Annotated in this window: 24 protein-coding genes; 10 read left to right on the top strand and 14 right to left on the bottom strand. The window is 64.5% G+C overall.

All coding sequences use genetic code 11. The annotated features are described in order from the left end of the window. Nucleotides 1-49: 49 nt before the first annotated feature. Nucleotides 50-2,191 carry an MMPL family transporter gene (locus tag KB201_RS14045; protein ID WP_211539502.1) on the bottom strand — a complete coding sequence of 714 codons (2,142 nt, stop codon included), beginning with the start codon at nucleotides 2,189-2,191 and terminating at the stop codon, nucleotides 50-52. Nucleotides 2,192-2,232: 41 nt separating this feature from the next. On the opposite strand from KB201_RS14045, the gene KB201_RS14040 reads away from it, so the two are divergent. Beyond that, the gene (locus KB201_RS14040; RefSeq protein WP_211539550.1) at nucleotides 2,233-2,757 is read left to right on the top strand and encodes a MarR family winged helix-turn-helix transcriptional regulator; all 525 of its coding nucleotides are present in this window, start codon (nucleotides 2,233-2,235) and stop codon (nucleotides 2,755-2,757) included. Nucleotides 2,758-2,771: 14 nt separating this feature from the next. On the opposite strand, the gene KB201_RS14035 is transcribed toward KB201_RS14040, so the two are convergent. After that, nucleotides 2,772-3,065 (bottom strand): hypothetical protein, encoded by a 294-nt coding sequence (locus tag KB201_RS14035; protein ID WP_211539501.1) that lies wholly within the window; start codon nucleotides 3,063-3,065, stop codon nucleotides 2,772-2,774. A 168-nt stretch (nucleotides 3,066-3,233) separates the two neighbouring features. Between KB201_RS14035 and KB201_RS14030 the strand changes: the two genes are divergently transcribed. Beyond that, complete coding sequence (locus KB201_RS14030) at nucleotides 3,234-3,683, top strand: GNAT family N-acetyltransferase (RefSeq protein ID WP_307848071.1); 450 nt, start codon at nucleotides 3,234-3,236, stop codon at nucleotides 3,681-3,683. 105 nt (nucleotides 3,684-3,788) lie between these two features. On the opposite strand, the gene KB201_RS14025 is transcribed toward KB201_RS14030, so the two are convergent. Together KB201_RS14025 and KB201_RS14020 are read right to left on the bottom strand one after the other, a co-directional pair. After that, nucleotides 3,789-4,400 (bottom strand): AAA family ATPase, encoded by a 612-nt coding sequence (locus KB201_RS14025; RefSeq protein ID WP_058253478.1) that lies wholly within the window; start codon nucleotides 4,398-4,400, stop codon nucleotides 3,789-3,791. A gap of 210 nt (nucleotides 4,401-4,610) precedes the next feature. Continuing rightward, on the bottom strand, nucleotides 4,611-4,847 hold the full coding sequence (locus KB201_RS14020) for a hypothetical protein (protein ID WP_058253477.1): 237 nt from the start codon (nucleotides 4,845-4,847) through the stop codon (nucleotides 4,611-4,613). Nucleotides 4,848-4,996: 149 nt separating this feature from the next. On the opposite strand from KB201_RS14020, the gene KB201_RS14015 reads away from it, so the two are divergent. Continuing rightward, nucleotides 4,997-5,884: a DUF5996 family protein gene (locus tag KB201_RS14015; protein ID WP_058253476.1), complete on the top strand. Its 888-nt coding sequence runs from the start codon at nucleotides 4,997-4,999 to the stop codon at nucleotides 5,882-5,884. A gap of 150 nt (nucleotides 5,885-6,034) precedes the next feature. Here the strand turns inward: KB201_RS14015 and KB201_RS14010 are convergent, their stop codons facing one another. From KB201_RS14010 to KB201_RS13980, 8 genes are all read right to left on the bottom strand, one after another. Further along, nucleotides 6,035-6,475, bottom strand: a complete 441-nt coding sequence (locus tag KB201_RS14010; protein WP_211539499.1) for an SRPBCC domain-containing protein — start codon at nucleotides 6,473-6,475, stop codon at nucleotides 6,035-6,037. Between the two features lie 247 nt (nucleotides 6,476-6,722). Continuing rightward, a complete protein-coding gene (locus KB201_RS14005; RefSeq protein WP_156422438.1) occupies nucleotides 6,723-7,109 on the bottom strand; it encodes a hypothetical protein in 387 nt (128 codons plus the stop codon). Nucleotides 7,110-7,194: 85 nt separating this feature from the next. After that, nucleotides 7,195-7,497, bottom strand: coding sequence for a hypothetical protein (locus KB201_RS14000; protein ID WP_058253474.1), 303 nt, complete (start codon nucleotides 7,495-7,497; stop codon nucleotides 7,195-7,197). Nucleotides 7,498-7,573: 76 nt separating this feature from the next. Continuing rightward, the gene (locus KB201_RS13995) at nucleotides 7,574-7,876 is read right to left on the bottom strand and encodes a hypothetical protein (RefSeq protein WP_058253473.1); all 303 of its coding nucleotides are present in this window, start codon (nucleotides 7,874-7,876) and stop codon (nucleotides 7,574-7,576) included. 64 nt (nucleotides 7,877-7,940) lie between these two features. Further along, nucleotides 7,941-8,810: an AraC family transcriptional regulator gene (locus KB201_RS25175; protein ID WP_058253472.1), complete on the bottom strand. Its 870-nt coding sequence runs from the start codon at nucleotides 8,808-8,810 to the stop codon at nucleotides 7,941-7,943. Nucleotides 8,811-8,813: 3 nt separating this feature from the next. Continuing rightward, complete coding sequence (locus KB201_RS24880; RefSeq protein WP_231742619.1) at nucleotides 8,814-9,083, bottom strand: helix-turn-helix domain-containing protein; 270 nt, start codon at nucleotides 9,081-9,083, stop codon at nucleotides 8,814-8,816. Next, nucleotides 9,080-9,772: a hypothetical protein gene (locus tag KB201_RS13985; RefSeq protein ID WP_231742617.1), complete on the bottom strand. Its 693-nt coding sequence runs from the start codon at nucleotides 9,770-9,772 to the stop codon at nucleotides 9,080-9,082. Before KB201_RS13985 ends, KB201_RS24880 begins: the two co-directional genes overlap by 4 nt. 67 nt (nucleotides 9,773-9,839) lie before the next feature. Continuing rightward, nucleotides 9,840-10,724, bottom strand: coding sequence for a helix-turn-helix domain-containing protein (locus KB201_RS13980; protein WP_058253471.1), 885 nt, complete (start codon nucleotides 10,722-10,724; stop codon nucleotides 9,840-9,842). 362 nt (nucleotides 10,725-11,086) lie between these two features. On the opposite strand from KB201_RS13980, the gene KB201_RS13975 reads away from it, so the two are divergent. Next, the gene (locus tag KB201_RS13975; RefSeq protein WP_058253470.1) at nucleotides 11,087-12,067 is read left to right on the top strand and encodes a helix-turn-helix domain-containing protein; all 981 of its coding nucleotides are present in this window, start codon (nucleotides 11,087-11,089) and stop codon (nucleotides 12,065-12,067) included. Nucleotides 12,068-12,443: 376 nt separating this feature from the next. Continuing rightward, nucleotides 12,444-12,818, top strand: a complete 375-nt coding sequence (locus tag KB201_RS13970) for an SRPBCC family protein (protein ID WP_058253469.1) — start codon at nucleotides 12,444-12,446, stop codon at nucleotides 12,816-12,818. A 145-nt stretch (nucleotides 12,819-12,963) separates the two neighbouring features. Here KB201_RS13970 and KB201_RS13965 read toward each other — a convergent pair whose 3' ends face one another. After that, the gene (locus KB201_RS13965) at nucleotides 12,964-13,227 is read right to left on the bottom strand and encodes a hypothetical protein (protein WP_058253468.1); all 264 of its coding nucleotides are present in this window, start codon (nucleotides 13,225-13,227) and stop codon (nucleotides 12,964-12,966) included. Between the two features lie 115 nt (nucleotides 13,228-13,342). Here KB201_RS13965 and KB201_RS13960 point away from each other — a divergent pair, with 115 nt between their 5' ends. The 3 genes from KB201_RS13960 to KB201_RS13950 all read left to right on the top strand — a co-directional run bounded on the left by KB201_RS13960 (nucleotide 13,343) and on the right by KB201_RS13950 (nucleotide 14,363). Beyond that, entirely contained in the window at nucleotides 13,343-13,531 is a 189-nt protein-coding gene (locus KB201_RS13960; RefSeq protein WP_175404374.1) for a hypothetical protein, read from the top strand. Nucleotides 13,532-13,695: 164 nt separating this feature from the next. Further along, nucleotides 13,696-13,935 (top strand): type II toxin-antitoxin system Phd/YefM family antitoxin, encoded by a 240-nt coding sequence (locus KB201_RS13955; RefSeq protein WP_058253467.1) that lies wholly within the window; start codon nucleotides 13,696-13,698, stop codon nucleotides 13,933-13,935. Between the two features lie 26 nt (nucleotides 13,936-13,961). Beyond that, nucleotides 13,962-14,363: a type II toxin-antitoxin system VapC family toxin gene (locus tag KB201_RS13950; protein WP_231742614.1), complete on the top strand. Its 402-nt coding sequence runs from the start codon at nucleotides 13,962-13,964 to the stop codon at nucleotides 14,361-14,363. Between the two features lie 209 nt (nucleotides 14,364-14,572). Here KB201_RS13950 and KB201_RS13945 read toward each other — a convergent pair whose 3' ends face one another. Next, on the bottom strand, nucleotides 14,573-15,208 hold the full coding sequence (locus tag KB201_RS13945; RefSeq protein ID WP_058253466.1) for a TetR/AcrR family transcriptional regulator: 636 nt from the start codon (nucleotides 15,206-15,208) through the stop codon (nucleotides 14,573-14,575). Nucleotides 15,209-15,336: 128 nt separating this feature from the next. Here KB201_RS13945 and KB201_RS13940 point away from each other — a divergent pair, with 128 nt between their 5' ends. Together KB201_RS13940 and KB201_RS13935 are read left to right on the top strand one after the other, a co-directional pair. Then, nucleotides 15,337-16,533 (top strand): aromatic ring-hydroxylating dioxygenase subunit alpha, encoded by a 1,197-nt coding sequence (locus KB201_RS13940; RefSeq protein WP_211539498.1) that lies wholly within the window; start codon nucleotides 15,337-15,339, stop codon nucleotides 16,531-16,533. A 31-nt stretch (nucleotides 16,534-16,564) separates the two neighbouring features. Beyond that, nucleotides 16,565-17,698 (top strand): hypothetical protein, encoded by a 1,134-nt coding sequence (locus KB201_RS13935; protein WP_211539497.1) that lies wholly within the window; start codon nucleotides 16,565-16,567, stop codon nucleotides 17,696-17,698. Nucleotides 17,699-17,904: the final 206 nt, after the last annotated feature.

Here is a 17,904-nt window from a genome sequence, read left to right as displayed (position 1 = left end):
CCTGAGGGCCGGGACCGTCGGCTGTTCGGTATGAAGAGTCCGGACTTTCCTAGCTCTGCCTTGGTCCTGCCTCCACCAACTCGTCGTCCTCCGGGACATCCTCCTTCTTGGTCAGCGCGCTGGGCCACCACACGGGACGGCCGATGTCGTAGACGAGCGCCGGGACGAGCAGGGTCCGGACGATCAACGCGTCGAGGAGGACGCCGAAGGCGACGATGAACGCAATCTGCGCCAAGAAGATCAGCGGGATGACCGCCAGGGCGGAGAACGTCGCCGCGAGGACCACGCCGGCCGAGGTGATGACTCCGCCGGTGACCGTGAGCCCACGGAGAACACCTCGGCGCGTACCGATCTGCAGTGCTTCCTCGCGGACGCGGGTCATCAGGAAGATGTTGTAGTCGATGCCCAGCGCGACCAAGAAGACGAACGCGAACAGCGGCACGACCGGGTCGGCGCCGGGGAATCCGAGGATGTGGTTGAACACGATCGACGAAATTCCCAGAGTGGCCGCGAAACTCAGGATGACGGTGGCCATCAGGAGAATCGGGGCGACGATCGCCCGGAGCAGCGCGCACAGGATGAGCAGCACGACGATGCTGACGATCGGGATGATCAGGTTCCGGTCGTGGATGGCCGTCGTCTTGGTGTCGAGGTCGACCGCCGTCGGACCACCCACGAGCGCGTCGGCGCCGTTGACGTTCCCCACCGCGTCGCGAAGACGCTCGATGGTCTCCTCGGCGGCCAGGGAATCGGCCGGATCGGTCAGGGTCGCCTGCAGAGCGACTCGTCCGTCGACGGTCTTGGGGGCGCCGCTCGGATCGGTGACCGGGACGACCTCGGCGACGCCGTCGACATTCGCCGCCGTGTTCTGCACCTGCTGCAGCGATGCGGCGTCGGCGATGATGACCGCGGGTGAACCGTCCCCGGCGTCGAAGTGGGCGGTGAGGACTTCTTGGCCCTCCTGCGACTCCACTGCTACGAGGAAGGTGTCGGACTGCGCGACCCCGTCGGCCTTGAACTGGGGGAGGAACAGCGCGAAGAGCACGAGTAGCAACGTCGTGGCCACCCAGAAGCGGCGGGGGTGCCGTCCGATCCGGTTCGCCAGGGCGCCCCAGAAGCGATGATTGCTGCTGTCGTCACGTTGCGCCGACGCCGGGTCGACGACCGGTCGCTTCGGCCAGAAAGCACTGCGGCCGAGCAGGGTCAGCGCCGCGGGGAGGAACGTCATCGACGCCAGGAACGATGCCGCGATGCCGATCGCGGCAACGGGGCCGAGACCGCGGTTGGAGTTCAGATCCGACAGCAGGAGGCACAGCACACCGGCGATGACCGTGCCGGCGGAGGCGGCGACCGGTTCGAGGGTCGCGCGCCACGCGGCCCGCATGGCGTCGTACTTGTCGGCGGTCAGCCGTAGTTCTTCTCGATAGCGGGACACCAGGAGCAGGGCGTAGTCCGTCGCCGCACCGAACACGAGGATGAAGAGGATGCCCTGGCTCTGGCCGTTGAGGGTGAGCACGTCGTTCGACGCGAGCACGTAGACCAGCAGGCTGGCGAGCCCCAGCGCGAATACGGCGGACACGATCACGACGAACGGGAGGATCGGACTGCGGTACACCACGATGAGGATCAGGATGACGACCGCGCCGGCAACCAGTAGCAGCAGGCCGTCGATCCCGCCGAATGCCTCGGTGAGGTCGCCCGCGATGCCTGCGGGTCCGGTCACATACACCGACAGTCCCTCGGGCGGGCCGTTCGCGAGTTCCGCACGCAGAGCCTCGATGCTTTCCGAGATCTCCCCGGAGGAGTCGACGGGCACGATCATCTGGATCGCCTGGCCGTCCTGCGAGCGGATCGGCGGAGACGTTCGCTCGGATATCCCGTCCGAGCCGGCGACCTTGCCCACCGCCTCGGACACGAACGCGAGGTCGGCGTCGGTGATGCCGCTCGTACGTTCGGCCACCACGACGGCCGGGATCTCGGAGGAGTCCACGAAGTCGGCTTCCAGGCGGGAGACCTCGGTGGCTTCGGCGGACGCGGGCAGGAACGACGTGTTGTCGTTCGCCTGTACGTCACCGAGTTTTCCGGCGAACGGTCCGCCGACAGAACCCAGGGCCAGCCATCCGATGACCAAGAGGGCTGGCAGAATCCATCGCAAGCGACTGACTCGTCGAGCAGAGGTGGGTGGGTTCACGGGCTTCCGTTCGTCGGTTGCGGGTGGAGTGCGTGAGCACCATGATGTTCAGCAGGCTGAACAATTGCAAGTCTGCGGGGTCTGACGTAGAGAATCGGCAGGAAAAGGTGAACGACGGGAACGACGGGAACGACGGGATGGACGGGTGGCCGACCGGTCGGCTGCTGTCGGTGGCGGCACGGCTCGTCGAGCACGCCTGGGAGGCGGTACTGCGGGAGTACGACATCTCGAGCGCCGGACTCGTCGTCCTCCATGTGGTGAGCACGGGACCGGCCACCCAGCGCGAGGTCGCCAAGAAGGCCCGGGTGACCGATCAAACTGCGAGCCGCACCATCGAGCGACTGGAACGGATGGGTTACGTGCGGCGTCAGGTCGATCCCGACGACGAGCGGCGAAAGCATGTGAGCGCGACTCCGGCCGGTGCCGAGGTCTACCGCGCATTGCTCGAACGGGAGCGAACCGACCCGGCGCTGATCGCGTCCATCGGCGCGTCAGAACCGCAACTCCGTCGATTGTTGCTCGAACTGATTCGCGTGCAACAGGATCGGAGCTCGGGGCCGTCATAGCGTCGCGTCGGTGCTCAACCCGCGTCGCGGGCCGCTTCGAGTCCGGCGACGAGCGCGTCGACCTTCGCCCGGTTCTCCGCCGACGTCATCAGCCCGACGAGCGGCGGGCGCGAGAAGGTGAGGGTCACTTGGAGGAGCTGTTCGCGTTCACCGCCGAACAGCTTCTTCCGTCGGTCGGTCTCGGTGACCTCCGCGGAGACGAACGATGCTGCCGGCAACCGGGTCTTGGACGTGCCGCCGCGGAGTTTCTCGAGCCACTCGCCATCGAGCACGACCGTTTCATTCGACAGACCATGGATCTCGAGCACGTGCTACCCCTCGCCCTGCGGATTGTGTCGTGGTCACGATATCCGCCGCGAACGTCGATGCCGGGGTTTGCGGCAGATCACAACACCGTTGTCCTTCGACGCCGGCGCGCACTACTGTGCCGATCGTGCATACACCGACCTGCTGGGCCAACACTCGTTCGGCGACCCGTGGCTGAGGTGAGACTTCGGCATGCCGACGACGCCGACACGGACCGCCTCGTGGCCGTGTGGCGTTCGGCGGTCGAGGCTACGCATCACTTCCTGACTTCTGCCGACATCTACGGCTACGCGGATCGGCTCGCACGTGACTACTTTCCGGCGGTCGAGTTGGTCGTCGCGGAGGCCGACGGAGTGGTCGTCGGCTTCAGCGGAACCGCAGAGAATCGGCTCGAGATGCTGTTCGTCGATTCGGCCGCCCACGGGCGGGGCATCGGCACGGTCTTGCTCGATCACGCGGTCGCGCACGGCGGCGTCGACGAACTCGACGTCAACGAACAGAACCCGGGCGCCGCGGAGTTCTATCGGCGCAGGGGGTTCGAGCAGGTGGGCCGCTCGCCGGTGGATTCCGACGGCCAGCCGTTCCCGTTGCTGCACTTTCGGCGCGCCGGGGTCCCGTGACACGTAGGGTCACGCCGCAGTGCCGGGCAAATCGCGGGTGCAGAACTTGTTCACCGTCACCACTGCCATTCGAGGCCTTTAGAAGACTCGCGTACGAGTGACGGCTCACGTTCGGATGTGTCGAACTGCGACTGCTGCCCTACGCAGCTGATACCGCGCCGAAGACAAACGGGGACGGGAGAGTTCGAGTCCGGCATCGTCGGCGATGTGCTCGACAACCTGGTCGACACTGCGTTCGTCTGCTGGCACATGGCTTGCGAATCGGTCCTCGCCAAGCCGGGCGACGCACCTCCCAGTCTGTTTCATCGCCCAGGTCTCATCGGCGCCGAGGATGGGGCCGAGACGGTGGGCAAGGCGGGCTCTGAGACGTCGATGGATCACTTCGACGGAAGCGGTCAGGGTGTAGTGCCTGACATCGGCGCCATGCTCTTTGAGTCCACCGACGATCTCGTCGAAGTACTCAGCGTCGACGAGCGTCATGGGAACTATCACCGGGCAGTCGCTTGATTGTTCGGCATCCAAGAGGGTTTGGGTGACGCCCGTGCGCCACTGCGGTAGGTCCTGAAAATCGTCGCGCCGGGCGGGCGGCAGCATCTTGTGCATCGCGAATCCGAGGAGTTCGGGATCGGCCACGTGCGACGCAGTCAGCCGGCGGTGAAGCTCGTGTGCGGTCTGTGTCTTACCGACGCCGAAGGCGCCGTTGATCCAGATCAACATGACGTGAGGTTACCGACAGGTGGGCCGCGCTTCCGGTGAAGCGGTCAGGGGCGATGTCGGTCCGCCGGTCAGGATTCGTGCCTCCGATCCTCGGTGCCGCCTGCCTGGCCGGGGGAGAGGCGCACCCGCACTTCACTGGTGCCAGGCCACTCGTCGGCGTCGGGACCGTAGAGCCAGGTCGCCGTGAGGAGGTGCGGGGGAGTGGACCAGCTATTCGTCGACGTCTCGCAATGGACCGGGTGGTCGACCCACTAGTCGCCGCCACCCGAGCTTCCGCCAGAGGAATCGGAGCCGCCGTCGCCTGACGATCGGGAGCACCAGGGCGAGCACGAAGAGCAACGCGGCTACGACGACGGTCAGCCAATCCGGCGCCCCGAGTAACGCGGTGACGATGGTGGTTCCGATCGCGACGAACATCAAGACCGTTCCGAGCGTGATGCGCGGCAATGCTCCTCCTTGATAGCGACGTCGAGGTCTGTCCGACTGCCGTCTCCGCGACAGGTTACGCAGGTGTTTGGCGGTGTCTCCGTCGAAACTTCACAGGACCGACGGCTCGTCGGCATGTTCGAGTTGACGCGTCCGGGATCATTGGCCACATGGAAACCAAATACGAGGCTTGGCCTGCACTACCGGTGGATTCGTGGGTCGACACAAGGGACACCGTCCAGTTGTGGACCCAGATCGTCGGCAAGACGCGTCTCGCTCTCGGACCCGAGGTCAACCACTGGTGGGGCGTACCGCTGTATGTGGACGCACGTGGCCTGACCACGTCTCTGATGGCCGTCGGAGACCGCGGCCTCGAGATCCGCTTTGACTTTCTGGACCACCAGCTGCTCTTCCTCGTCACCGATGGCAGCACCCGTCAGATGAAGCTGGAACCGCGGACGGTTGCCGATTTCTACGCGGAGTACACCGCCCACCTCGCCGACCTCGGTTTCGACATCGCCATCGTCGGTACTCCCGTCGAACTGCCCGATGCGACCCCGTTCGCCGAGGACACCGCCCACTCGTCGTACGACGCCGACGCCGTGTCTCGGTTCTGGCGGTCTCTCGTCAGTGCGCATCGCGTGCTGTCGGAGTTCCGCGGCGGCTTCCGTGGCAAGTCGTCACCCGTGCACTTCTTCTGGGGCGCTTTCGATCTGGCTGTCACGCGGTTCTCGGGTCGCAGCGCACCCCAGCATCCGGGTGGTGTACCGAATTGCCCCGACTGGGTGATGCACGAGGCCTATAGCGACGAGGTGTCGAGCGCGGGCTACTGGCCGGGTGGCGCCGAGGAGGGGGCCTTCTACGCCTACGCCTACCCACATCCCGAGGGCTACGACACGCACCCGGCGGTCGAGGCTCCGGCGCGATGGGATGCCGCACTGGGCGAGTACATCCTGCCGTATCACCTTGTGCGCCAGTCGCCGGACCCGGACGCGGTGGTCCTGAAGTTCCTCGAGCAGACTCATCGTGCGGCGGCGGAGACGGCGGGCTGGGACTAGACGCCGGCCGGCGGCGGACGTTACGGACTTCCAGAGGTCACCTCGTCGACGCGACTTCAAACGGAGTGGTGTCGACGGGGTCTGTTCGTCGTTCGTCCTGGCCGGTTGCGATCTCGCTCAGCGGCGCCGCTCGCCACCTAGCCCCCGTGCCTATCCGGCGAGCTGAGCGTCCAGCGCTTCGAACGCCGCGCGCCAGCCGGCGGCCGCGTACTCGTACTGCTCGTCGGTGAGGTTGCCACCGGTTTGGCTGAAACGGATCTCGGTGCCGTTGTCGACTGCCTTGAAGTCAGCGGTGAGGAGTTCACGTTCATCACCCGGCGCGTCGGTCATCGTCAGTACGAGTCTGTTCGGCCGTCGGACCTCGACGTACTCACCGCGCCAATGAAATTCGGGGAAATCGTCCCCGACGATCATTGTCGCTGCCCAGGTGCCCCCGGGTCGGGCGTCGAGCGATACCGATTCGACGGGGACCTGATTCGCGCTGCCGCCGAGGACCGCGGCGAACAGAGCCGGCGTCGTCCACGCGTCGAACACGGCGGCGGGAGAAGCGTTCAGTGTGTAGGTGAGGGTTACCCCGGTTGCGTCCGTCATGGTGTCACTGCCTTCTGGTCGTCGACGTCGGCCGACATCGATGTTGTTGCGCCGCGGACGGCTCGGTCCGCAGGAGGGCAGACTCTCGTTGCTCGCAGAACTCATCGGGCTCACGGCGGGGAGGACGCTGACCTGGGTGCGGTTGGGCAGGGACAGTCGGGCGAGTCTTGATCGGCGCCGACCCACCGGCCAGGTCTGCTAGGTTCTCGACGACGTGCCTTTCCAGGCGAACAGGAACCGGTGGGTATCAGTTGTGAACGAAGAACCGCGCGCCGGCGGCAAGGCGCCCGCGATGAGGCCGTCCGAGGCGCCGATCGAGGAAGTGCTCGACCGAGCAGTCGGTCCACGTCGGGACGAGGCCGATGAACTGGTCGCCCTGCTCGCTGAGATCTCCGGACACCGGCCCGTCGTCTGGGCCGGCCGTATGATCGGCTTCGGCGAGTACGAGTACCGCTACGCCAGCGGGCATGGCGGTCGGGCGCCGGAACTCGCTTTCGCGCCCGGCCCGAAGAATCACACCATCTACCTGGTCAGCGACTTCGCGACGCAATGGCCAGATCTCATCGACCGGCTGGGAAAGTGTCGCGTCGCCAAGTCGTGCCTCCACGTCACTCGCCTCCGAGACGTCGATCATGCAGTGCTGACAACGCTTCTCGAACGATCGTTGGCGCAGACACGTTCGTCCCACGGGGGTTGAGATCACCGCGGCCGGTATGCGGTCAGTCGAGATATCCGGTCTCCGGGTTGATGTTCGAGAGGAACTCCCTGATCGACTCGCGGTGGTCGCGAATCGTCGGCAGGGGGAGTGGCAGCGGGGCGGGCGGGAGCCCGTCGTCGCTCTGCCACGCGACACGCGGGCCGCTGGAGCCGAAGCCGTACCCAGGGTTCGGGCCCGACGTCCACGTGCTCGAATACCCACCGTCGGCATGGACTGTCACTTGAAACAGTTCACCGTCGACGACCAGATCGACCGGGCCGTCGGCCGGCGTCGGGCGCCAGTCATCGCTCTGTTGCGCAATCATCCGTGGGACGTTAGAGACTCACGTCGGTACTCGCATGGCATTTTTCCGCAGACGGGGACGTGACTCCGAGTGGTGATCAGTGGCCGGGGAAGTGATCCGGCCCGATGGTCATTTGCGGCCACGGTGGTTGCCGCAGGACCGCAGCCGATCCCAGCGCGGCCGCGACGAGGCCGGTGATCACGCCGATGAGTGCCACCCGGCCGCCGTCGACCGCCGGGGTCCAGGTCGTTGCCCCCTCGGTCACCGTGTACGCGCCGACGGCCACCGACCGGTCGCGGAACCCGCGGCGAGACACCAGGATCATCGTGGTGCGTTCGTCGATGACGATCGGTTCCTCGAAGTACGTGCCGCGCCGTACGGTGGATTCGTTGTCCGACATCAGTTCTCCTATCGTTCTATGGGCGATCACGAGGTGGGGGTACCTTGTCACCGGCGGTTTGTCGTCACGAGTCCAGATTGTCGCGCCGCCACTGTGACGGGGTCACCCCGAACGCGGCTCGGAACCGCTTGGTGAAATGCGTCGGGTCGCTGAACCCATGAGCGCGGGCGATGGCCGGGACGGTCAGATATCGACGGGTGATCATGGCGTCGCGGGCACGGTCGAGGCGGCGTCGGATGATGTGATCCGTGAGCCGACCCTCGGCACTCGACCAGTCGGCATACAACTTCCGGGTCGACACGTTGTGGGCCGCGACGATCGTCTCTGCCGACAGGTCGGCGTCGGTCAGGTGCTCGTCGATGTAGGCCTTCACCCGAACGATCAGGTCATCGACCGGATCGCGTGCTTCGGTCTGCGCCGACGTGAGCAGCAGCGAGCGCACGATGTCGGTACTCGCGGAAGCCAACTCCGGGAGGACCCCCGGGTGGTGTTCGGCGATACGCCCGAGGTGGACGAGGTGATTGCGGACGAACATGGTGAGCGGGTTGGAGTCGTCCAGGTTTCTGATCCCGAGCCGGACGGTCTCGGCCGGAAGAATGAGCCACGACTGCGGGAGGTGAAGCGCGACAATCGTCCCCGGTTCGCGGGTTCGGAAGTCGAATGACGTCGACTGATCGACGACCGCCAGTTCGGTCCTGCGCCGGGAATCCTCCGTGGTCCCGAGCCGACTATGCCACGAGTCCCCACCCGGAACGGCGACGAAGAGTCGTGGCGCCACTGGTGCACCGCCGCGTTCACCGGCACCCGATGCCGACACCCCGTGATGTCGGACCGAGGTCAGCCACATCTCGTCGCCCATCGGCCATGATCGGACGACCGGAACGTGGAGCGCGTCGGACCCGTGCGCCGAGAGGGTGATCGCGTGTGCGCGCACGGATCAGTCGTCCGAGTCGGGGGTGAGCCGACGCCATGCGCGCGGCGTCATGCCGTACACCTCGCGGAACCGGCGGCTGACGAACGACGGGTTGACGAGTCCCCAGCGCCGTGCAACCTGTGCGACCGATTGGTGTCGGCTCGCCGACCGGGCGAGTTCGTCGCGGAAACCCTCGAGGCGGGACGCGAGGATCCACTGTTCGAGACTGATGTCGGCATCGGCGCAGAGCCGGAACAGCTTTCGTACGGAGATGTCGTGGGCATCGGCGATCATCCCCGCAAACAGTTCCGGATCGCCCAGGTGACGCCGCACATAGCCACGAATCCGGGAGAGCAGGACGTCATCCATTGCTGCAAGGCCGTAATCGAGTCGTAGGCGGATGCGAGCAGCGCCCGCGTCAACTCGATGGTGGCGCTTCCGACGGCATCTGCCGCGACGTCATCGGCGGACAGTCGATTTCCGTCGTCGGTCATCTCGTTGATGTGACTGCGCAGCAACGGATACAACGGACTCGCCGGCAGCCGACGCGACGCTCCGCGGATGACCTCGTTCGACAATCCCAGGTCTTGCAGCGGCACGTAGAGCGCCCTCGATGCCCCACGGCCACTCCATGCATAGCCGTACGACGTGTTCATGTCGTTGATCATCAGGTCGCCCTTCTGCACAACGCGTTGCTCGCCGTACATCTCGTGGCGCCCGGCGCTGCGCTCCTGCACGGCGACGGCGAGGACGTCGGCGGGACTGGACCGGACCTGTTCCGTGGAGCGCACGAGTCGCATTCCTCCCATCTGCGCCCGGAAGATGCTCGCGCGGCCATAGGAGAACACCTCGATGACTGCGTCGTCGGCGGTCGGCTCGTCGAGTGCGACGGTCGTGGGCCAGGACTGCTCGAGAAAGGCCGCGCGCGTGAATTCCTCACGGTCGGCCTCCGTCAGGTCGGCGGAACGATAGACGATCCCCATGTCCCTCCTCAGCGCCGTCGACTATCGCGACCACAGCGTCGTGAGCAGGAAGGACAACGTGAATCGGTCAGGATTCATGGCGGATCTCCCACCACGTGCGCGGGGTGAGCCCATATAGGTCGCGAAATGATGCTTCGAAGGTGGCGAGGTCGGCGAAACCGTGAGCGCGGGCAAAAGCGGCGTCGGGTTCGGTTCGGCGTCGGCGGAGATCCGCGTGAGCTCGATGGAGACGCTTCGCGGTGATCCATCGCGGCACGTCCACCCCCGCGACGGCCGCGAGGCGGGTGACCTCGCTCACCGGCGTGTCGAGGTGGCCGGCGACAGCGCCGATCGACAGATCGGGATCGGTCAGGTGGTCGGTGAGGAAGGTGTCGACACGTCGTACCCAGCGATCGATGTCGGCGTCGTCAGGAGCTGGATCGTGTGGCGCCAGCAGGCAGCGGATGAGGGCATTCGACGATGCGGCGAGTGATTCCGTCGCGAGACCGGGGACCTCGTCGTCCCGGTCGATGCACAAGTCGTCGATGTGGCGGCGGACGATTGCGTACAGCGGACTCGTGGTCAGGCGTCGCGCGGCCTCGCGGATCTGTGTGCCGGTGAGCCCGACGTCGGATGTCGGGATGTGCAGACATCGAGAGCAACCCCAGCCAGCCCAACCGAATTCGTAGGGAGCATCGAGCTCGACGACCATCATGTCGCCGGGACGAACGATCCGCTGATCACCGTCCTGCTCGAATCTCGCCACGCCGAACGTCTGCACCGCGATGCCGATGGTGCCCGTCGGACCGCGACGCACATCGCGCGCAGTCCGACTCAAGTGGTTGCTCGTCATCGATGCACAGAACAGATGGTTGTCACCCAGCCGCCACGTTTCCATGACTGCAGTCATGGGGGAGTCGACGAACGCCACCGTCGACGGCGCCGACTGCTCCCGGAACACCGTCCGTGCCATATCGACTCGATCGCGTGGCGCGTGGTCAAGGCTGTCGAAGACGACCGCCACCGTCAGCCCCGGTCGACGGTGCAGGCGTGCAGAACTGACCCGTCGTCTGATGCATCGTGTGACGAGAGTGCTTGTGCAGGAGAGTCTGTCGCTGTACGCACAGAGGGGGGGACGTGAACATGAGACCGCCTTTCTGGGTGTCGAAGCGGACACTGTAAGCGATTTGGCCGCGGCCGGTCTGGTTGTGGCCGCACCGATGTGTGCTGTCCGCGCACGAGGCGGAACCCCGGAGTTGGCTGTCTGTGCACGAAAATTGTCTCTCCGTGCCAGTCCACAGAACGCTCGCTCAGCCTGCTGTTCACTCGGCAACCATGGCCGTAGTATTCGACACCGCGTTGTTACCGTACGCCGATCGCATCGAGGCGACCGTGTCGGCGATGCAGGACCAGTCGGTTCCGTCCACCGTGATCCTCAACGAGACAGGCGCCGTCCGATGCCGAATGGATGTGTGGAGCTACGGAAGAGCGACGATCTTCCAGGCCGAGATGACCGGCTTCCGGCTGCGGCGCACCGAACGTCAGATCCGGAGCAGTCCGGGCGAACAACTCGGTATTGCGTTGCATCGCAACTGTATCGGCCGACAGGAGCAGCACGGTGTGCAGCGGGAGGTTCGGCCCGGTGCGTTGATGATCACCGACCACAATGCGCCCTACGACTACGAGCTGGCCGGCCCGGGCGTGCCGTTCTGTCTGAACGTGCCGGTGGAGGAACTCGGCCTACCGCGCGAGGTGGTCTGGGCGGCGTCGGAACGGTTGGCGAAGAGTCCGTTGCACAACATGGTGGTCGACCACATCACCGAGCTGACCTGCAAGGCCGACGAGTTGGCGGCGTCGGAGGTCGCCGCACAGCTTGGTGAGACCAGTATCGATCTGGTCCGGGCCCTCATCGCATCCGCCTACGACGCCGAGTATGCGCGGGGGACGATGGTCGGAGTGTTGCTTCCCAGGATCCGCGGATACATTCGCCTGCACCTCAACGATCCGGACCTGTCGCCGACATCGATCGCGCGAGCACACGGCATCACCGTCGGAAAACTGTTCCAGCTTTTCGCTGATGCCGGCATGAGTCCCGAGCAGTGGATCATCACGAGTCGACTCGAGGGCGCGCATGACGACCTCGCTCGGGCCGAGACCGCTCATCAACCGGTCGCGGCCATCGCCCGGCGCTGGGGCATCACGAACCCGTCGTACTTCAGTAGACGATTCCGCGAGATGTATGGAATCAGTCCGCGGGCGTGGCGGGTACTCGCGGCGTCGCGCACGGGGGAGCGGGCAGGAAACGGCTTACTGTGACCGAATGCGAAAGCCGGACGAAGAATGGTGTTGCCATTCGGACAGTGCGGCCTCGGCGAGCAGCACCACTACAAACCACTCGTCCGCATCTCCGGTCAGCCGACACTGCGGGTCCGTGTCGGTGCAACGCTCAGACGTGCAGTGATTCGACAGATCAGGTCTGGGCCCCGACGGGTCGGCCATTGTTTTGCGACGATGATTCGATGGTGCAGATCACGTTGGACTACGACAACCAGGTATCACCGGGGTGGCGACGATTCTCGCGAGGCCACGAGCGGGCGCGGGAACTATCCAGTCAGGCCGAATCGTGAGACGCCCCGCGACGTCCTCATCGTTGTGGTCGACGCTGCGCGTTCGCACCACGGTCCGAAACGGCATGCCGACGACCGAATTGCGCACCGACCTGCCACCCCAAGCGGTGTGGGCAACCCTCACCGATGTGAACGCCTGGCCGGAATGGGGGCCAACAGTTTTCGGGGCAAGGGTGGACGGCGACGTCGAGCTGACGTTAGGGACACGCGGAACGATCACGACTGTCGCGGGCGTTTCCGTGCCGTTCGAGATCTGCGAGTTCGTCGATGGACGGTTGTGGGCCTGGAGGGTGGCAGGGGTGAACGCGACGCGACACGAGGTGATCCCGGTGGCGGGTGGCTGCATTCTCAGTTTTGGTGCGCCGGTCTGGGCGGTGGCGTATCTGCCGATACTCGCCATCGCGTTGCCGCGGATCGAACGGATCGCCGCTGGTCTTTGAAACTGACCTCGGAAGACGGCGTGGGCGTGGCGTCGGTGTTGTGATGTCGGCGGCCTGAGGAGCAGTCCGTCGCACGTGCCGTGCCACTCCACGTTCGAGTCGTCGAGTAAACGGGCTCCCGCGACTGTGGACACCCCGGCCGGAGCTAGCGCGAGCGGGATCGCCAGTGGGGGGTCACTGTCATCATGGCGAGCAGGCCGCGGGTCCGGGTGTACGCCCGGACCCGCGACCGTGCTGCCGACGAGCTGGCCGGCCCGTAACTGAATGAGGCCGATGGTGGTTCGAGGGATCGCCCGTTGCCGGTGGCTTTGAACCGAGCGCCACCGATCTCGCCGAGTTCGGGGATGAGCTGCTGGGGGTTGGGCAGCCGCGAGCCGTCGCGCTCCTGGGTGGTGATGGTGGCGTGCATGCACGACGGAGCGGACAGAATGCCGGGAGGGAGGACGGAGAGAATGTGTCAGGGTCACGTTCCCCGCTGCCCGTTCGTCCTAGTTTCGGGGTGAACCAAGGAGGTCCCATGCACGATGACCGATACCCTCTGTACAGTTCACCCCGCAGTGGTCAACGGCGGTATTGGGATGGTCAATACTGTTGAGGGTGAACCGTTTTCGGTCATCGGGTTCACAATCGCCGACGACCGCATCACCGCGATCGACATCCTCTCGGACCAAGCTCGTCTGGCCCGCCTCGATCTGACGGCAGTCCTGGGGTGATCTGACTGAGAACTGAGCTGCGATGTCCTGCCTGTCCTCCGACAGTTCGGAGGAGTGGCCACGGGCGTGGATGCGACTCGGTTGCAACGCTACTGGTTACCCTGCATATTCGACTGCTGTATCGTCTTCGACGACGTGTGTATCACCGGTGATACGCTGTTGGCATGCCCGACCTGGTGAGTGTCAGAGACCTTCGTAACAACGGTGGCGAGGTGCTGCGCAGGGTCGCGCGTGGCGAGCGTGTCGTCGTCACGCGCGACGGCGAGCCAGTGGCCGAACTCAGGTCTCTGCCCAGAAAGAGTGTGAGCGCGGCCGAGCTGATTCGGCGACGCGCCCATCTTCCGCAGATCGACCCGGACGCCCTGCGGTCTGACATCGATAGCGTGTTGGATTCGTCCCTATGACGGGGCCGGTCGATACAACGCGGGGGATGCTTGACACCTCAACGGTGATTTTGCTAGGCAGACTGGCGGATTCCGACGAGCTGCCCCAGGAGTCGGTGATAAGTGCGATTACCCTTGCGGAGCTTTCGGTTGGCCCGCACGTCGCGCGAACCCACCGCGAGCGAAGTGCTCGGCAACAGCACGTACAGCAGGCGGAAGCGGATTTCGAGGTGCTGGCATTCACTGCCGAGAGCGCGCGAGCTTTCGGCGGCGTCGCGGCGGCACTACGCTCATCGGAGCGAAAGCCCAGTGCGCGGGCATATGACGCATTAATCGCGGCCTGCGCCATCGCGAACGGCATTCCGCTGTACACCTGCAACCCAGGTGATTTTCTTGGCATACCCCAACTAGAGCTACGTTCGGTGACGCATCCAGATGCTGGAGCCTGAGGGCCGCGTTTCCTTCATTTCTGATGCGCCAGGTCATTGGCACCTGTGACGCGGCACTTGACCGCCGGGTGTCGCGGGTGTTCCGTCAGCGCAGTCTCATCGGGGTGTCACTGAGTCCCCGGCAGGGTGACCAACCTCCCGAGTATGACAGACGACTCGAGACAGGATGACTGGTGCAACTTGTTCGGTGTTCAGTGACGCTCCGAGTTTCAGGACTGAACTCGGGCCACCGACGTGGACGTCGAATTCTTCGCCTCGATGGCCGTTCCGACCCACCGATGCAGGAATGCGCGTAGCTCGTTTGGGGGACGAGGAGGGTCGCCCGGGTCGACGAGGAGTGATTGGACGAATCGGAGCATGACTTCGACGAGCTCATTCATGTCGGCGTCCGTCCATCCATGTTCGGCCCAGTCGATCGGAAGGTGGTCGACGATCACGCGTCCTATGGCGATGGACCGCGTAGCGGTGACCTCGGCGGTGAGTTCTGTGTTGTCCGGTTGAACGAACAGCAGGGCGAATCGGCGATTATCTTGGAGGCGCTCGAAGGTTAGGGCGACTGCCTCGACAATCGCGTGGGAAGGTTCGGTGAGACCTTCAAGTGACCGCGCCAAGTCGTCGAGGAACTCGTTGGTGGCGTGTTGAGCCGTCGCGACGAGCAGCGCTTGACTGTTGGGAAAGTACCGGTAGACGGTCTGGCGAGCGATACCCAGCTTCTGTGCGACCTGACGGATGTTCACATCGGTTGCACCCGACTCCATCAGTTCTCCGGCGGCGGCGATGATGCGTTTCGCAGCCTCGTCGTCGTCGGCCGGGGGAATCAGGCCGGCCCATCCATGTGTACGCACCTGCCCATTGTGTCGTGCTCGTCGATCCTAGTGGCGTATTGGATCGGGGGATCGACGCGAACGACTAGACATAGAACGTGTTTCATGTATGGTCATCGGTAAGGGCACTGGTGACGAGAGGACCTGGCATGACGACGTTCGAGAACCCCACACCGAGCACGGGACCGACCGCCAGTCCGTTCGGAGCTGAGCTCACTCGACGAGCATTGGACCTGGCAGTCGCCAACACCACGGACATGGCCGAGTCGACACTGCGGGTGCCCCTGTCGTATTACCGCGATGACAAGATCGCCGAGTACGAACGGAACCAACTGTTGAGGGAGACGCCGCTTCCTCTGCTGGCATCGGCTCAGATCCCGAAGAATCATGACTATGTCGTGCGCACGGTGCTCGACGATTCGTTGCTGATCACCCGTGACCGTGACGGGCAGGCTCACGTCTTCTTGAACTACTGCCGCCACCGTGGCGCGATGCCGGCTTGCGGGGCAGGGAACAGCCGACGATTCACATGCCCGTACCATGCATGGGTTTACGACAACAGGGGACAGCTTCGCGGGATTCCGGGCAAGGCAGGGTTCGACGACGTCAATCGGGCCGAATACGGTCTGGTCGAGCTGCCCAGCGAGGAGCGTCACGGATTCATCTGGGGTGTCCTCAACGCCGATGCGCCAATGGATCTGGACACGCACCTGGGTGAGTGCGGTGCCGAACTCGCACGGTGGAACTACCAGGACTACCAGTACCACGACGAGCGATCCCTGAACTCCGCCGTCAGCTGGAAGGGTGCGCTCGAAGCCTTCGCCGAGGGTTACCACTTTCCATTTGTCCACGGCAACAGCGTCATCGGACAGAACACCATCGCGAACACCCACGTCTACGACGAGTTCGGCCCGCACCACCGTATCGGCTTCCCGTTCAACTGGGTTCGGGATCTCGAGGGTATGGAGCAAGACGACTCGTGGGATGACCCGACTGCGCAGATGGGCATCATCTATTGGGTTTACCCCAACCTCATCCTGGCCAACAGTCCTGTAGGAGTCGAGGTCATCGACATTCTGCCGGGTGATTCGGCCACGAGTTGCGTTGTGCGGCACAGTTGGATGGCGAAGTACCCTGCGGAGAGTCCTGAGCAGGTGGAGATGTATGCCGGCATATTCGCACAGGTTCATGCCGCTGTTCGGGACGAAGACTTCGCGATGCTCCCTCAGTGCGGTGAAGGAGTGCGCCGCGGGCAGCATGACCACATGGCCATCGGGCGCAACGAAATCGGCGTGCAGCACATGATCCGGGTGATGGCGGAGAAGATCGGGATCTCTCTCACATGACCGCTGATGTCGCGTCGGCATCGGGGGAGGGATGAGCGCAGTCGACTGGGGTCGCCTGGAAGGTGATCTCACCGAGGAGATCGTCTCTGCGGTTCGGGAAGTCACGACGCGGTCTGCGGGGTCAGCGGTGTACGGCGCTGCGCTGACCGATGTTCATGCGCGGGACATGCTGTTCCTGTGGCCAGCCATCCGGGTGGCCACTGGCGTACCGGATTGTGCTGTGGCTGATCGGGGATGGGACGTCGATAGTTGGCCGGTGCAGGTCGACTGGTCAGGCAGGGGTGACAAGTGGGCTGAGACGCTGACAGCTTCCGTTGGTCTTGGTGACTACGTCTGGGATTGGGTCACCGCCCGGTTCCGCGAGAGTCTGGTGAGCGCATCCCGCCGCGCGACTCGAGTGCTGATCAGATCCGGTGCCGTCAACGAAGCGTTCGCGGTCGTAGTCCACGATCCGGACGATCCCGTTGCTGCGATGAAGAATTCACTCACCGTCGAGCAGCTTGCAACGCTGTTCCCAGAGCTGTACCAGCTCGCGGAGTCCGAGGACCAACTCTCTCGACTCTCGGAGCCTGAACAAGTCGAACAACTGGTCGAGATACTCGTACACGCCGATTCCCGCGAACAACATCAGCTGGCGCACCGTCTGTTGGTTGCCGCCGGATCGACGGCTGTTTCACGCGTTGTCGCCGCGCTGGGCCTGCTTCCTTCGGAGGCGGCCGCGTCGGGTGGTATCGATCGCGTTCTTGACGTCCTGCTCGCGATCGGCGAGGTTGACGATCAGGCCGCCGAGCGAATCGTTGCGTTTGCAGAGGTTCCGACGACAACGGCAGAGGTTCGAGCGCGTACCGTGTCCGTGCTGAGTGCCGGCGGCCAGACCTGTAGAGCAATGAATCTCCTCGCGGATCTGCCGGACAATCTGGCCGGCAGGGCGGTGAGTGCTCCGTACGTCGATGGCGAGCGAAGGTGTCAGCTCGACTACGCACCGATTCGTGAAGTTCTCGCTATGCGCCCGGAGCTGGACGAAGTGATGGCTGCAGAACTCACGTCCGATCGGATCCAGGACATAGGGCACGAAGACCTACGAACAGCTGCGGACGCGCTGGACTCACCGTCGCGCTTCATTAGGCGGCACGCGTCGATCGTGCTGCTGTCGTCTCACCTGTAGGACTGTCGGTGTCGGCTGACATCGCAGTTGGGAGGAATGACGCCCACCGGGGAGTCGGTGACCTGCATCAATGATTTGGAGGAGTGGGTGGGCTGATCCATCTAATGCAATATGCAGAGCCTTACTTGACATAACGTACATTATCGGCACATTAAAACAGCTGGGGGACAGGCACTTTTACTAGAAAGTGACATAACTTGGACTGA

The organism is Gordonia sp. SCSIO 19800, from assembly GCF_018132775.1.
In the GTDB taxonomy this organism is placed as follows: domain Bacteria; phylum Actinomycetota; class Actinomycetes; order Mycobacteriales; family Mycobacteriaceae; genus Gordonia; species Gordonia hongkongensis.
Note: the sequence above shows the minus strand (reverse complement) of the source record. Positions and strands in the feature narration are given on the sequence as shown.